8 protein-coding genes are annotated in these 16,396 nt (G+C 43.3%); 3 read left to right on the forward strand and 5 right to left on the reverse strand.

Annotation, left to right across the window (positions count from 1 at the left end; translation table 11 throughout):
* Window positions 1–91: 91 nt before the first annotated feature.
* Window positions 92–1,456, forward strand: coding sequence for a tRNA (N6-isopentenyl adenosine(37)-C2)-methylthiotransferase MiaB (gene miaB, locus V7L29_RS30035; protein ID WP_334737789.1), 1,365 nt, complete (start codon window positions 92–94; stop codon window positions 1,454–1,456).
* A gap of 71 nt (window positions 1,457–1,527) precedes the next feature.
* Here miaB and V7L29_RS30040 read toward each other — a convergent pair whose 3' ends face one another.
* The 5 genes from V7L29_RS30040 to V7L29_RS30060 all read right to left on the reverse strand — a co-directional run bounded on the left by V7L29_RS30040 (window position 1,528) and on the right by V7L29_RS30060 (window position 13,790).
* A complete protein-coding gene (locus tag V7L29_RS30040) occupies window positions 1,528–4,461 on the reverse strand; it encodes a lamin tail domain-containing protein (RefSeq protein WP_334737790.1) in 2,934 nt (977 codons plus the stop codon).
* A 253-nt stretch (window positions 4,462–4,714) separates the two neighbouring features.
* Window positions 4,715–8,803 (reverse strand): TonB-dependent receptor, encoded by a 4,089-nt coding sequence (locus tag V7L29_RS30045; protein ID WP_334737791.1) that lies wholly within the window; start codon window positions 8,801–8,803, stop codon window positions 4,715–4,717.
* Entirely contained in the window at window positions 8,800–10,341 is a 1,542-nt protein-coding gene (locus V7L29_RS30050; protein ID WP_334737792.1) for a hypothetical protein, read from the reverse strand. The genes V7L29_RS30045 and V7L29_RS30050 overlap by 4 nt, the downstream gene beginning before the upstream one ends.
* Before the next feature lie 157 nt (window positions 10,342–10,498).
* Window positions 10,499–11,062 carry a hypothetical protein gene (locus V7L29_RS30055; protein WP_334737793.1) on the reverse strand — a complete coding sequence of 188 codons (564 nt, stop codon included), beginning with the start codon at window positions 11,060–11,062 and terminating at the stop codon, window positions 10,499–10,501.
* Window positions 11,063–11,234: 172 nt separating this feature from the next.
* Complete coding sequence (locus V7L29_RS30060) at window positions 11,235–13,790, reverse strand: beta strand repeat-containing protein (RefSeq protein WP_334737794.1); 2,556 nt, start codon at window positions 13,788–13,790, stop codon at window positions 11,235–11,237.
* An 817-nt stretch (window positions 13,791–14,607) separates the two neighbouring features.
* Here V7L29_RS30060 and thrC point away from each other — a divergent pair.
* Together thrC and V7L29_RS30070 are read left to right on the forward strand one after the other, a co-directional pair.
* Window positions 14,608–15,912 (forward strand): threonine synthase, encoded by a 1,305-nt coding sequence (thrC, locus tag V7L29_RS30065; protein WP_334737795.1) that lies wholly within the window; start codon window positions 14,608–14,610, stop codon window positions 15,910–15,912.
* A 104-nt stretch (window positions 15,913–16,016) separates the two neighbouring features.
* A complete protein-coding gene (locus tag V7L29_RS30070; protein WP_334688966.1) occupies window positions 16,017–16,292 on the forward strand; it encodes a ubiquitin-like small modifier protein 1 in 276 nt (91 codons plus the stop codon).
* The last annotated feature ends 104 nt before the right edge of the window (window positions 16,293–16,396 follow it).

A 16,396-nucleotide genomic window follows, 5' to 3' on the forward strand; every position in this document is an offset into this window, starting at 1 on the left:
TTTGTTTTCGTAGAGTGTGTTAGTGACAACGTAACGCACATAGAATAAAAATAAACCTTATATACATTACGCTGATTAAGCATAATTGCCCATGACCACTTCTAAACGCCACTATCACATCACTACCTTCGGTTGTCAGATGAATAAAGCTGACTCAGAGCGCATGGCTGGCGTTTTGGAAGACATGGGCTTTGAATGGTCAGAAGACCCGAATAATGCAGATGTGATTCTCTACAATACCTGCACAATTCGGGATAATGCCGAGCAAAAGGTATATTCCTATCTCGGCAGACAGGCAAAACGCAAACATGAGCAGCCTGATTTAACTCTGATTGTTGCTGGTTGTGTTGCCCAGCAGGAAGGAGAAGCGCTGTTGCGGCGAGTTCCAGAATTAGACTTGGTAATGGGGCCACAACACGCTAACCGCCTCAAAGATTTGCTGGAGTCGGTCTTTGAAGGTAACCAAGTTGTGGCAACCGAGTCGGTTCATATTATTGAAGATATCACCCAGCCGCGACGGGATAGTAAAGTGACAGCTTGGGTAAATGTAATTTACGGCTGTAACGAACGCTGCACCTATTGTGTAGTTCCTAATGTCCGTGGTATCGAACAATCTCGCACACCGTCAGCTATCCGGGCTGAAATGGAAGAATTAGGACGCCAAGGTTACAAAGAAGTTACTCTACTCGGTCAAAATATTGACGCCTACGGCAGAGATTTGCCGGGAGTGACACCAGAAGGTCGGCATTTGCACAACTTCACAGATTTACTTTATTATGTACATGATCTGCCGGGGATTGAAAGGCTAAGATTTGCTACTAGCCATCCCCGTTATTTTACAGAGAGATTAATTCAGGCTTGTGCTGAGTTGCCCAAGGTGTGCAAACATTTCCACATTCCCTTTCAATCTGGGGATAATGAACTTTTAAAGACAATGGCGCGGGGTTATACCCATGAGAAATATCGCCGCATCATCGATACCATTCGGCGGTATATGCCAGATGCTTCAATTAGTGCTGATGCGATTGTCGGTTTTCCTGGGGAGACAGAAGCACAGTTTGAAAATACTCTGAAACTGGTGGAAGATATTGGCTTTGACATGTTGAATACAGCAGCATATTCACCGCGTCCAGGGACACCTGCCGCTTTGTGGGACAATCAACTGAGTGAAGAAATTAAAAGCGATCGCCTGCAACGCCTGAATCATTTAGTAAACTTGAAAGTAGCAGAGCGATCGCAACGTTACTTTGGCCGCATTGAATCCGTTTTAGTAGAAGACCAAAACCCCAAAGATAAAACTAAAGTTATGGGACGCACTGACGGTAATCGTCTAACGTTCTTCAGTGGCGACATCAAAGAATTGAAAGGGCAGTTAGTAAAGGTAAAAATTATCGAAGTTCGCCCTTTTAGCTTGACAGGTGAACCAATTGAAGTGAGACAAGCCATAGCAGTATAAAAAGAGGGGTAAAGAGAAAAGGTTAAGGGGGAAAGGAAATCTCATAATTTAACCTTTTTTCTTTCTCAAAGCTACTTCACTTTAGTGCGGAAGCGGACAAAGCCGTAAAAATCTTTGACGAGATTGGGTAAATCTGGACTCCGCGTAATATTCACCACCACCGCTCCATTGGTGTTAGCACCGCAGTATGATGGGGCTACCTCGTTAGGAGCATAAAAGCGCCCGCGATCTGCATCCTCTACATTGCTGAGGTAAAATGTGGGACTGCTAGAACCAATAGCAAGAGCTATACCTTGATCTGCTCCTGCTAGACCGCCATCACGAGGAGTATTACCATTAAAGGCAGTGGGAATAAAAGTAGTATTGGTAGGAACCAAATCGCAGAATTTAACATTAGTAGCATCACTTGGGCCCTTAGAAAGGAAGTAAATAGTGTATTCCAACTCATCTCCTGGCTTGACAGTGCCACCATTAATCAATCCCCGCAGGTAGCTAGCAGGCCATTTTGTATCGTTATCATCAGAAGCATAGGGTTCTGGGACATAATTGGTTGCAGTAATAGCAACGTCGCTACGACCATCCACAATATCGGTTAAATCTTGGTTATTGATGCGGGTGATGCGTTTTACTAGCAGCAGTTTAGGAGCAACAGCGTTATTGTTCTTGCCAACGCTGGTAATGCGACTACCTGTAGCATCAGTGTTTATGGTTGGTAAGTAGTTGGGACACCGCGTTTTCGCGTTCCCACTAGTAGTTGCTTCCCAGCAAGCACTAGCATTTGTATCTTGGCCATTGGGAGTCAAGCTGATAGATTGTCCAGTGCTAGCGCCAACTAGAGAAGACTGATAAGTATTGTCCCAGAGATTAAGAACACTTGAAGGAGGTGTATTAACCTCACTACCACCGCCGTATGCGATATAGTCAATAATTTTATCTTGGTTATCGTACAACCAAATATCATCACCAGAGTTGTTGAGTTTGGGAGTTTGTCCTAACCAAGCTTGAAAAGCTGCTCCTGTTGCTTGATGATTGGCGTTGTTATCCCCAATCCAAATCACAGCATATTTCCCTGGTTGTAAGGTTGTGCCGTTAGGAAATGTATAAGTAAACCCGTTAGTACTATCATTATCATTAGCAGTTAAGTGTCCATCTGCTAACTTAAAACCACTTAAATCTACAGTTGAGGAGGAAGCATTATAAAGTTCAATAAACTCATCGTTAGTGTTAGTAGTAGTACCCGTTTCGTTATACAAAACTTCATTTATTATGACTTTGCCAACGTTGGGTGAAACTGCATCAATAATATTAAATGGAGTTGGTTGAGTTTGACCAGGATAATAAGTCCATAAATCCAACCCTTTAGCATCTCCAAAAGAGCCAGAGCATGATGCGTTACTATTACCAACGTTACCAGACTGACCAAATTTCCGGTCATTGCTGGCGGTGTCAAAACCGTTAATCAGGTCGCTAAAGGCTGGGTTTGGTGGATTAATACCACAGATTACCTGACCAACAGTGCCAACGGTAGAACCACTGATGGTTTTATAACCGCGATCATCATAAAATCCTCTGGTGTTGCCGAGTGGATTAGTAGCATTCAGCATTGTAATGGTAGGGCCGCCAGTAAAATTGTTTTCCGCATCTAGCAAGGGAAAGTGATATTCACCTCCAAAGGTTCTGACTCTGACTTTATAATTACTGCTAACTGGAAAAAAATTACCACTGTTATCTTTACCATCCCAACTAACCGCTTGCTGTCCTGTTGTGGTCATAATCCCTCGCAGAAGACGGTTTTGTGAGTTGGTCGGATCAAAATTACTACCGTCTCGGCTCATAATGAGTTCATAAATACCTGTGACATTGCTGCCAAAGTTAAAAGTACCGCCTGTACCGTAAGAACTATTATTTCCTGTAACTGTGCCGTTAAATTGTAAGTTACTGATAACAGGAATAATTGGGCTAAGGGGAATGCCAGTTCCATCTAAACTGCCATCTGATTTGTAACGTTCAATGTATGAAAGTGCGCTGGCGTCGATGGAGTTGAAAAAGGTAGGATATTGGGGACGAGCCAAGCTAACACCACCTTGGGGACTTGTCAGCTGACCATCCGCCCCTAGTAGATCATGATAGAGAGGCGTTTTGCCATCACTATCAAAAAAGCCAGTCTGATTACCATAGAGAACGAATCCATTCGGGTCTGTACCCCTAAGTTCTACTTTATATCGAAATCCATCTAGGGTTACAGGATAGACAGGGAAGTTGAGATATCGACCGTTATTGCCAGTAAATAAAGCCAGATAATAGCTGAATAAGCGTCCGTTTAAGTCAGTTGTTGAAGTTTGGTCGTTACTACGTACTGTTACATCCCAAGCTGCAACACTACTTCCTTGTTGAGCATTAAAGTTGTTCACACTATTCAAATTAATCTCACCAGTAACAGTGCCATCAGTTGCAGAGTTACTCCCAATAGGCCCGTAAAAAACTATGTCATAAACTCCAGTGGATGGAGCGTGGTAATAGCAGGGAATATAACCGCTGGGATTACCTCCACCAGAAATAGCACGGGGGCCATTTAACTCTTGTGAGCGAGTTGAGATAACCCCTTGTCCAGCTTGAGAAGTACATACAAAATCTGCTGTACTGGGAATCGTTTCACTACCAATACTTCCACTGACACGACCGGGGTTGTAAACGCGGATATCACCATTAGTTATCCCAACTGCGCTGGAACCCAAAAGAATGTACTCATCTTTGTTGGCGTAGACCTTAAGCAAGGTTCGTCGCAGCACAAGATTGCCATAAGTGTTGGTACGCCATTCCAGGTTAGCTCTGCTACTGCTAGCTGTAGCGCTACTGGGATATAGTGTGCGACTACCTTCAGCTTCAGCAATTTGTGTCCAGCAACTCAGGGCGCACAGTGATAGAGCAAGACTATTTAGTAGTCTTTTATAGCGTTTATAAAGTCTATTATTGGGCGCTAAAAAATGTTTTAAAAGTAGGCTCATTTATGCTTTACTAGCTCCTGATTACGTTTGAATGAGTGCGATCTATTGCATTCATGGCTGATTCAGAGGTTTCACGCTGGTGGTGGGTAGCGCCGCTTTTAGGTTTCCCATTGTCTAAGAGAATCTACCATCTTGATTCATATTCATTGTGGCGATCGCTCTTAAATTCTTAAATAAAAATTTCATATTTACTATCTGCGTATCATTATGGAAATTAGTTGTAGATACGTTACATTACTACGTATCTACACGTTTAAATTGATGCATCTGTTTGTACTCTTGCTCCTCTGCTCCTTTGTTGGCGTAATTTCTCTACCAGGGTTTGCACGGGAGATTTTTGTTGCTGACGCGCTACAGGCTTTTGCTGTCCAAATCCATCAAATAATTCGTTGAGCTTGACGCTTATACCCAAATATGCACCGCCTGCGGAACGTGTTCCTGAGAAATCCCGGTCATCAACTTTACCAAACACATATCCAGCCGAAACGCGCAGGTTAGGTGTCAGGTAGTAACCTGTTTCTACAACAAACCCTGTTTCGCTGTAGCTAGACTGACTAATTACACGAGCCTCACCCACCAAATCCCAGCTATATCCCAAACGATAGGTAGCCCGAAATTGGGCCAGATTTACTGTGCTAGTACCAGCTAAATCACTGGCTATGTAAGAAGTACTGTTACGCAAGGCATACTTACCGTAGAATTCCCATTGCCAATTAGGAGCATAAATAGCTTCTAAGGCAAAAGTATGGTCTTGAGAACCTGTACCACTACCTAAGAGAATAGTGTCAGGGATAGTTGATGGATTTTGGCGATATTCATAACGCAATAAAGCATTAAATTTATCACTATTGGGGTCGCGGTAGGCTAAACCTAGCTTCAGATTAGCTGTATCCCCCAATCCTGAAAGCTTTTGATTGGAAGAACCAGCTTGTTGATAACGTACCAAGGCTGTCAGAGCCGGAGAAATTTTACCAGTAACACCTGCGGTAATTACTGTATTACCACCACCAGAAGAGGAGCGATGTTCGTAACGAACGCTGGCTTGAAACTGCGGATTATCAGAGTATTCCAGCCCCACACTGTAACTATCACCACCATCAAATCCGATCGCAGATGCTGATTGACCAAAAGCGAAGGGTTGAGCATATTGTTGACCCGCCGCAGTTCGTCCGAAGAAGTTGCCAAATACGTGTTCATAAGCAACGTTCAGCCGTAATCCAGAAACAATAGTCCAGCGATTATTTAGACCAATCGCCCCTTGGGTAGTCATTTCGTTAGCACCACCCAAAATTGAGTAACGACCGGTCAAGGTAGTATTTGGTCCGAGTTTGTGTTCACCGTTGACACTTAAGCTGGTGATGGAATTACCCGAATATTGACCGCTAGTGTAAAACTGTTGGGCTAGACTGATATTGACACCAGGAATTGCTGCCCAATTCACCCCTAAGATGGTACGGTCTGGGTAAACTGTATCTTTTTGGGAAGATAAACTCAGTTCATTTTGTGCTTGGAAAGTCAGGTTCTTAGCTAGAGGAACTGAAAAACGCGATCGCAATTGATCAGAATTGCCACTCAGGGCGCTGTCAGGGATACGGTCTTCCCGATGACGATGAATCCAATCCACATCAAGGGTGGCGCTACCCAAGCGTTGTTGAATCCCGGCGGAAATCGTTGTCAGCGAATTATTAACTTCGCTCCCAGGTATGGCCTCAGAACGCGGTGCAAACAGTTCTTCAAAGGTGTCTAGCGGTTGAGGAGCAATCCCAAAATTGTCTTCGTGGTCATATTGCGCTCTGACGTTAGTACTTGAGGTGAGTTTAGCTGTAACCTGCGCTCCGTAACGGGTTTGTCCTGGGACAAAGCTGATAGTGGCATTATTAGCAAAACCCGTATCAGCAAAGCGATAATAAGCACGACCTAGAATCCCATTGGCAATTTCTCCCTCAGCTTCTAACCGATACGCATCACCCCTGACTTTTCCTACCACATCAGAATCATTACTGGAATGTGCATATTCTGCGATTAATTTCCCCTGATCACCTAAAGCAATCAGCCCATCTGCACCGTAGAGCTGAAAGTCACGCACCCCGTGATTTTCTTGAACGTAAGTTGCTCCGATCCAACTTTGCTGATTGAGCTTATGGGAAAGGTTATATTGCAGACGACCAGCATAGATATTGCTGTCAGAGTCTTGGCTGTCATATTGGTAGGTAACAACAATCCGGCGTACCAACACTTGTCCAGTTTGATCAATATCGGTGCGAAGAATCGGTTCGCGGAATAATAAGGTACCGCGATCATAGTCGATTTCGTAGTCTGGGCCTCGGTTAAGCTGTTTGCGTTCTAGTACAGTCCCAGGACGATTGAGTTCTTCTAACTCGATAAAGACATTTTCACTACCTGGTTGTAGTAGTCTGCGAGAGAGGAAGTAATAGCCACTAGTGCCATCGGGAGGAATAGTATCTCGTTGAAACCCTTCTAAATGGTTGCCATATAAACCCGTAATTTGTAAGTTCCCTAAATTGTAGTTAGCTTTAAAGCCGTGAAGTTGACGGGTGATAGAAGTAAATTCCTGCGATCGCCGAGCAAATTCTTCTGTATTGTAGTCACCCCACATGGCATAATCAGGATCAGCTCCGGGGATACGAGTTGAACGCTCAAAACGTAGAAAGAAGCTGTCAATAGAAGGAGCGATGGCATCAACTTTGGAGCTATCGCCGTAGACAGGATAATTTTGCTCGCTGAATTGGTAAGTTTTAAACAGGCGATTATCGCAGTTGCAATCTTCATTGAGGCTACGAGAACTATTGTATGCGCCTGTAAACAACCATTCCCCGATCGCACCAGTGGCAAATACCGCTGAATGGAAATCTAATTGCGTTCTGTTGTCTTTATCAGGTGGGAGGAAATCACGGAAACTGCCGTAATAATTTGTACCTCTAGCGCCCAAACGTAAATCTATGACCCCTGTTACTAAACTCGGACGCAGTGCTGTTTCAAATTGTAGTTGGGTAAAGGCTTCTAAATCATTAGCGATCGCACGAATTCTGACAGTTTGGGCATTGAGTTGCGATCGTAAAATCGCTGTAAATTGCCCCGCTTTAGCTTCTACTTGAAATCCCGGCTCATCGGGTTTGAAGTCTTTCCCAACCAACTCTCCAGCAGTGGGTATCAAAGTGACAACAGCATCACGATTAGAACGATTGCCACTTGCATCGATGAGTTGACCTCGGATTGTCGCCGTAGAACGTCCATCTGCTGGGATACGGGATTCAACCGTTTCTAAAGTTAATTTCTGTGGTGCTCCCCGAACTGCGACTTGCACCGTTACGGGGGGTTCTGTTCCTCCAACAACTTGTGCAGAGATGGTGTTTGCACCTTCTTTTAACGAGACACCATACCATGTCTGCGTTACCAAGTTGGTGGTGGTATCAGTTTCCGTTCGTCCCACTAAGGAAGAGTCTACCAACGCGCCATTTACCCGCAATTCCACCTGACCACCAGAGGGAAATTGCACAATCACCGTGGTAGCTTGTACATCTACAACACTATTAGCTGCCGGAGTCAGGATTTTTATTGCTGTAGATATAGGGAGAGTGGGGAACACGGGAAGATTTTCATTCACCCCTTGTCTTCTTGTCCCTGCGTCCTCTACTCCGGCAATTTTGCGTAAGCCTCTAGGCAAACCTACAGAAGTTGCTGGTTGAAATGGTTGTATTTCCTTTGAAGAAGCTTGCAACTGGATCTCGATGTCTTCGCGTCCATTGTTCTTGTCCTCGATTCCGGCAATTTTGCGTAAACCTCTGGGCAAATCAACAGAAGTTACTGGTTGAAATGGTTGTATTTGCGTTTCACTTGGCTGGACATCTGGAATTGAAGTATCAGTAGCTGGTGCTGGAGAAGTTGAGGCAACTTCGAGGAGTGGAAATTGCTGCTCAGAACTTTGCAGGAGTTCAGGAGAATTTAGGCGTTGCTCAATTCGACTATAAATCATTCTCTTGATCTCTGCGCCTTTGTCCAGCATTCGCTTGGCAGTTTGAACAGAGGTTCCCTGCTCAACGTACTGCTTCCCCAATGCGCTACCTTGTCTTTGCGTCAGTTTTTCATATCCTGAATCACCAATGCCAGAATTTGAACCTGTACTTTTTTCAACCCCTTTGTCTTGATCCGCTTGATCTTTGATAGCATCCTCTGCTTGCAAAGGGGAATCAGGAAAAACCTGGTTTTCATGGATAATTTCTGCTTTAACTATGGCAGGATACAAAACGAGGCTGAGAGCTACTGGCATTACCCCGATCATCTTCAGGTGAAATATAGTTGCATGGTGCAGTCTGGGCTTCATTTCTTGACTGGCTCCTGGAAGGCGGGGGTAACTCCGAAGTTCATACGTACCAAGCCACCAGGTTCTAAACGCACTAGACGAGATTGGCTATTCCGTTCGCGGAATTTTTCGTTGGGAGCTAGGGTGTAACCAGGTACACTGCTGAGGTCTAGTACACCCGTATGGTTTCCTGGTAAGGCATTAGCTAAGGAGAACAAACCATTAGGATCTGTGGTGATGCGGTTTCCGTCTTCCAAAAAAATCACTGCATTGGGGACTCCAGGCTCACCAGGCTGTTGTTCCCCGTCAAAGTTTTTATCAATAAACACGCGACCGATAATCGTGCCACAGTCGGAAACGATTCCTGGAAGAATTTTTAACTGGTGTGTTGCAGGGCCATCCTTGGTGCTAAAACGGTTATCAGCCCGTTGGGCATTAACGATCGCACTGTTGCGACCGTTACCACGCAGAGCATCGGCTGTTAGTTGAGCCGCGTAAGCAATATTCAGGATTTTTTCTGTTGTAATTGTTACGTCTGTGCGGAATGTCACCGTGTTTCCATTGCGTTCTGAGGTGATAGTGATTGCTTGACCATCCAACTCTCCCCGCACAGATTTAGGCAAGAACTGGAATCCTAAAGGTAAGTTGTCGGTGACAACTATATTATTTAAACCAGCATCAGCTAGATTTTTTACTGAGAGGCGGTAGATTACCGTATCTCCAGGTTCAGCAGCAGCGCGATCGCCTGTTTTGATAATCTGCAACTGATTGGCTTGACACATATTTACAGTGAATTCAAAGGCTAATAAGTCCAGTCCCACTGTTTCTGCGCTGGGAACTAAGACAACTGTTTCCTCTAGCCTGGTCTCACCTGTGAGACTAATTGGTTGTCCATCCAGAGAAGTAGCAATGTATTGCACAACATTATTATTATTTTTTGCAATAATTTCAATCTTGATGCGCCGTTGTTTGTAGATAGAATTTGGCGGTGGATTGACTACAAAAATATAAGTTTTACCTGGATCAGTTTGACCTTTATTCGGGTCAAGTAGAAAATTGTAGAAACCCGCAGGGTTATTTGTAATGAAATATGGATTACTATTCTCGGTATTTGGCGGTTTACCGCCAGGAACATTGTTATTAGAAATATTCGGTAACTCTGTTCGAGTCAAAGCAAGCAAGCTGCCCAATTCTGTCCCTGTTGGGTCGCTAGGGTTAAGTTCGTATACGCCAACTGAAAAACCTGTATAGTCAGGTAAAATAGCGCCAGCACAACCTAATATTCGCCCTAATGGGTCAATTAATGGATTAAAGTTAACATTAAGCTGATTAGAACTTCCTTGATATTGATAATTACTAGCAGAATCTGTATAAGTATAAGTAGCTTGATTAGTTATTGGCAAAGATGCAGCCAGATTGTTAGTCGGTTGCGCTCTGGCTGGTATAGATATAGTAGTATGCAAAAAACTTACCAAAATAACGGTTGTTGTTAACCTTTGACACCAGATATTGTTAGAATTAATTTGCTTTTTTTTTTGAGGACGGCTCACTGAATACATTTCCTATTGGCTGCCATTTTTTTTCATAAAAACAATTAGTTTTTGGGAAAAACTCATAAATTTTAAAGTATATTTCCCACACCAAGTAATTAGTAATTCATAATTTAAAATTCCCATTACGAATTACTAAATTTCGGATTTTTTGTATCTTATTAAATCAACGCACTTGGGTTTGATAAGTCGCTTTGACTGTTGTCTTTGCTGCAACTAATGGCACTTGCAAACGGATATGGGTATAAAGATTCGCTGGTGCTGGTTTGGTTTCGACTTTACCGTCAGGAAGAGTAACTTTAACAGTAGGATTTTCGACAAAGCTGCGTCCGCCATCAATGCTGTAAATAACTTTGGCATTGTTAGTAACATTGGTTGATTGAAGTACGTACACCATTCCTTTAGGAATAGGTTGATTGAGAATCAAATTCTTCACTGGGCGATCGCTCTTATTTTCGCCACTCAAGGTATATCGCAACACATCTCCAGGTCGCACCACAACTTGACCTTTCAAAGGTTGCCATGTCTTGCTTTGCTTACCTTGTTGATCCTGTGCTACCACTTGCTTCTCAGCCTCTAAGCGCAACTGTAACTGGCCTTGAGTTTTGACATTTTGAGCGATCGCGCTTGTAGAATGCCATAAAGAAGACACTCCCGGCACTTGATTGACAAATGGAACGGTAGCAATGAGTGCGAACGCTCCTAAACTTGCAAAAGAAAGACGCTTCATAATCAATAACCTCAAAAAACTTTCACAATGTTGATAGTTGATTTATCTTTCCCTGTTTTGGCTCGGGAATAATCAGTTTGTAGTTAACGCTTCAGCCCTAAATCACCAACTACAAACGTATAGGAGCTATTACACCTCTGTTTGCAAACAAAGAGGGGTGAGGTCAAACTACCTAGTTAACCTTGCGTTGGAAGGTAAATGTTCTTTGAATACCTGGTGCAACCTGTCCGGTGGCAGTATCTACATACTTGGTGATATCAGTGTTTACCGTGGTTCCAGTTTGGTCGATGCCAGAGGTAGTAGCTGGATTACCACTGAAGAATTGGATAGTTGAAGCCCCAGAATCCTTAGCTGAACCAACAATGTTGCTAGTATCAATTTGAGTGTTATTGTCGTTGTCTAGCGCCCAGTTGTTGCCCCCTGACCCTAATGTACCGTCTTCAGTAATCACAACTTTGTTAGCATTCAAAATCACGTTACCGGTTCCAGCTTGAGCATCAGAAATATTTTTGTACCGAATCTGGTACTCAATAATGTTGCCTGGAGCAGGATTTCTGGGTACATCAGCAATTCCTGGATTCGGATCAATAACAGTGCTAGTAACAGGATTTGTGTAAGCTGGTGTAGACTCAAAATCACCCTGATTTGCACCAACAGCTGGTCCAGTTCCTTGTAAAACTCGTGACACTTTCATCAATTGTAAAAAGCCAGTGTAGACGCGATCAATGGAGATGTTTTTGACTTCACCAGAATCAACTACACCATTATTATTACTGTCAATAAAGGCAGTAATGGGTACTGGGAAGCCCTTACCAATATCAGTCGATAGTTTCGTACCAGCTGGTAAGTCAACTTCTAGACCATAATTAACACTGGCGCCAGGGGCAACACCAGAGATTTTAATTGGTGTATTACCTGTTGCTATGGTAAAAGCACCAGTAGTACTATCGTAGGTATAAACGGCAGATTGATTGTTATAGGTAACAGTTACCTTCGTACCATTTGGCAAATCTGTAGCTGTTGCTGGTGCGGTTGGCACTATTGTAATGTCGTTAGGCGCAGTACCGTTGTTCTTAATTGTGTTAGTGAAGCCAACTGATTGTGGGTCAAGTGTACTACCAGGTGCTGTGTTAGGAGGAACAAAGGCAGATTTGTTGGTGAAGTCATCGTTGGTTAAACCTGATGGCCCAGTGGCATCAGGTGCACCATTCGGCCCATTCAAAACTGAGTTCGCTGTGGCGGTTGAAATGGTATAGACGTTGACATTGCCTGTAACAGAAGCAGTTCCTTGGTTGTTATTGCCTGTGTCAGTATTGGCGGGAGTAGTGGCATAATAGCCAGGGTCTACTGTAGTCGGAAAGGCTCCAGTAGTGGGGTTGATGTTATCTGGGTTTTGGTCACCTGAATCGTCGAAGAGTAGGGGGCTACTTGCATCACCAGCAGTTCTACCGAACACTTGAGCGATGTTGTTAACATTTGTCGTTGTCGTTCCTGTGATTCCAGTGGTTGTTACTTGTACTGTAAAGCCTGTAACGGTTGTCCCAGTGGCAACTGTAGAGATAGAGCTAGGATTGTTAATAAAACCAACTCGTCTTACTGTGCCGCCTGTTACTTGAGTTTTGTCAGTTTTCCATAGAGCCTGATCAGCAGTTGTAGTTGCAGGATCTTCGCCAGCGTAAACCACTATCCACCCTGGAGGAGCGGTTGGAGTCCCATTAAGAGTTGTGGATGCTGGAAGTGCATCAGAAACTAAGATGCGAGTAACTGCACTACCATCTACATTGATACTTGTACCAGCTAAAGCTGCGGGTGTTAGCCCCCGATTGGTTACGTCATTGCTCTCAACTCGCAAGCTTAAACCATAAGTCAGAACATCATCATTGAGTACGGAAGTATTACCAGGGTTGTAGGCTGTCCGAGTTTTAAGTATTGTGGCTAGAGCAACGGTTTTAGCAGTGTTGCCCACTTGAATTTGCTGGGTAATACTAGCTTCTCGTGTACCGTTAACTGGTGCGCCAATAACTTCCCCAGGAACAAGTGGATTATCTGGATTATCTACAGTATAAACGTCACCACCATCAGGATTCCGCAGTTGGTTTTGAGCATCTCCAGGAGTGTTACCAAGGGTAACTTTGATTACGTCACCCGATTGAGCGCCAGTCTGTACAGTCACTGGCACACGCACCAACACAGTACCACTAACCGGAATTGAGGGTGTATCTACACCACCTGCTGTTACATTTGTCCAAGTCGCGCCACCATCGGTACTATATTGCAATGTGCCACTAGGTGGTGCAGTAGTACTCCCGGTAGGAGGAGGAAGTTGACCAGAAACTGTACCAGGCCCGGTTGTTGTTGCTTGGTTTGGAATGTGGAATTTGGTGGGGTCGTTACCTACGTTCGTTAGGGTGTAGGTGTAAGTTAGTAAATCACCAACTGCAACAGAGCCACCATTGTTATCTGTAACACCCGACGCGGTGACAGTGATACCAGCAACTTCTGCCACAGTTACAGTTACAGTGTTAGAAGTAGCATTTATAGTTGTCCCTGGCGCGTTAGGATCTTCGTAGGTCGCTGTCGCTGTGTTACTTATAGCTTGACCACCAGCTGTACCGTCAGCTAGTACAGGTGCAACAAATTGGAAAAGGCTACTAGTTAATAATGCTGTTGCTACCAAAGAACGGTAGTGTTGGTGTTGGTTGTTAACAGATTTATTTTGTTTGATCATCGGGTAGTTTTTTTGTTTGGTGAACTTGTATCTTGGGTTTTGAGGCAGGATAAAGTTCGGTAATTCCTTAAAGAATTACCGATTACATCTCCCCAAAACCTTAATGTTTTAGGAGCATATCTTGGAGGAGTTACATTATTGACACACCTTAAAAACTATATTGAGGCAATAGCAGAAATAACTTGCCTACTTGTTTTACGCTTACCCTAGAGACTCAAGGCTGGCAATCGCAAATATGTGTAATTTATGACTGTATTCTGCTTAATTGTAGATGTGAATGTAATGTAGCTTTTATAGCCTAAGATATCTTCCGTATAAATAAGGAACTTCTCTAGCGATCAACGAGTGCATCAAAGCTGAAAAATTAACTTTATTTTGGCAACACACATAGCAATTTTAATGGTTTAATCAGAGGCTAAAAATACTAAAACTTATGTTTGAAAATGCTTTTGAGTTTTTGCTATTAGAAATGTATACTACCTTGTGGAGCATTTAGATAAAAAAATGAAGGTTTAACTAAGTGATCTAGATCACTTAAATAAGATAGTAATTTTAAGAGATGCAAATTCATCATAATTACTATAATGCAATTTAATCAGATTATTTATCTGTGTTAATGCTGAATAATTGCAACTATTTTTTTGTTTTATAACAGTGTAAATACTAAATCTAGGGATTACTGACATCAAAATTTTACAAAAATCATTCCTTTCATTACTAATGATACCCGACTATTTTTGTCGGATATGTTTGACTGGTATTTTTGCTCGTGTTACTATCAGGCGACAGCGACAGACAAACTTATTAAAGCTAGTTTATGACTCAGGCAATCACAACCCAAACCAAAGCCAGCACTGCTTACTTTCAAGCCTTGAAATGTAAGGAATGTGGTGCAGAATATGAACTCAAAGCCAGTAATGTTTGTGAATTATGTTTTGGGCCGTTAGAAGTCAAGTATGACTACAGTGCCCTACGTCTGACTGTCACTCGTGAAACAATTCAAGCCGGGCCCAATTCAATTTGGCGCTACCGTCCCTTTTTGCCTGTGGCAACTGACAATGTTATTGATGTAGGAACGGGGATGACTCCCTTGGTTCGTTCCCACCGTCTTGCCCGTCGCCTGGGTCTAAATAAGCTTTATATAAAAAATGATGCTGTTAATATGCCCACCCTTAGCTTTAAAGATCGGGTGGTGTCAGTTGCCCTCTCCAGGGCGCGGGAGTTGGGTTTCACTACTGTTTCTTGCGCTAGCACTGGTAACTTAGCAAATTCTACAGCTGCGATCGCAGCTCACGCAGGTTTAGACTGCTGTGTGTTCATCCCCGCAGATTTAGAAGCCGGTAAAATTATCGGTAGCCTGATCTACAGTCCCACCCTGATGGCCGTCAAGGGCAACTACGATCAAGTAAATCGTCTCTGTTCGGAAGTTGCCAATACACATGGCTGGGGTTTTGTCAATATTAATCTGCGTCCTTATTACTCTGAAGGTTCTAAGACACTAGGTTTTGAAGTCGCGGAACAACTAGGCTGGGAACTACCTGACCATGTTGTTGCTCCTTTAGCTTCTGGTTCGCTCTTTACCAAAATTTATAAAGGTTTCCAAGAATTTGTAAAAGTTGGTTTGGTAGAAAACAAGAACGTTCGTTTCAGCGGCGCTCAAGCTGAAGGTTGTTCACCCATCGCCCAAGCATTCAAAGAAGGACACGACTTTATTAAGCCAGTTAAACCGAATACAATTGCTAAATCGCTGGCGATCGGCAACCCAGCAGATGGCATTTATGCTGTGGAGTTAGCTCAGAAGACTAGTGGTAACATTGAATCAGTCAATGATACAGAAATTATTGATGGTATCAAGCTGCTGGCAGAAACCGAAGGCATCTTCACAGAAACGGCTGGTGGTACAACCGTTGCCGTGCTGAAAAAACTGGTAGAAGCTGGCAAAATTGATCCAGATGAAACTACCGTGATTTACATCACCGGCAATGGTCTGAAAACTCAAGAAGCAATCCAAGGCTACGTTGGCGAACCCTTGACTATTGATGCCAAACTCGATAGTTTTGAACGGGCCCTAGAGCGATCGCGTACTCTTGATCGCTTGGAATGGCAACAAGTCCTCGTTTAATTATGAGTTAGGAGTTAGGAGTTATAAGTTTTTTTATTCCTAACTTTTCACTTCTCACTCCTCACTCTTAACTCCTCACTGTTTACTCTTAACTTTGTACTTCTATGGCTGTAACAGTTTTAGTTCCTAGTACTCTTCAAAGTTTGACTAATAATCAAGCTACTCTAGAATCCAGCGGTAGCACCATTGCTGAATTGTTGGACTCCTTAGAACAAAGCTTTCCTGGTATTAAATCCCGGTTGTGCGATGAAGAAGGCAAGCTGCGTCGATTTGTAAATTTTTACGTCGATAGCGAAGATATCCGTCATTTAGATGGTATAAATACAACTCTTAAAGATGGCGATGAAGTAAGTATTGTCCCAGCTGTCGCCGGTGGTTAATACAGAGAACATAAAATAAAGTAGAAGCCTGACTAGACAAAGCTTTGAGAGATTGCCTCGTTACCAGTCTGAGACTAGGAATGCCCATTAGTGGGCTGCCGCCA

The sequence above is a fragment of the Nostoc sp. genome (assembly GCF_036916575.1).
Classification (GTDB): Bacteria; Cyanobacteriota; Cyanobacteriia; order Cyanobacteriales; family Nostocaceae; genus Nostoc.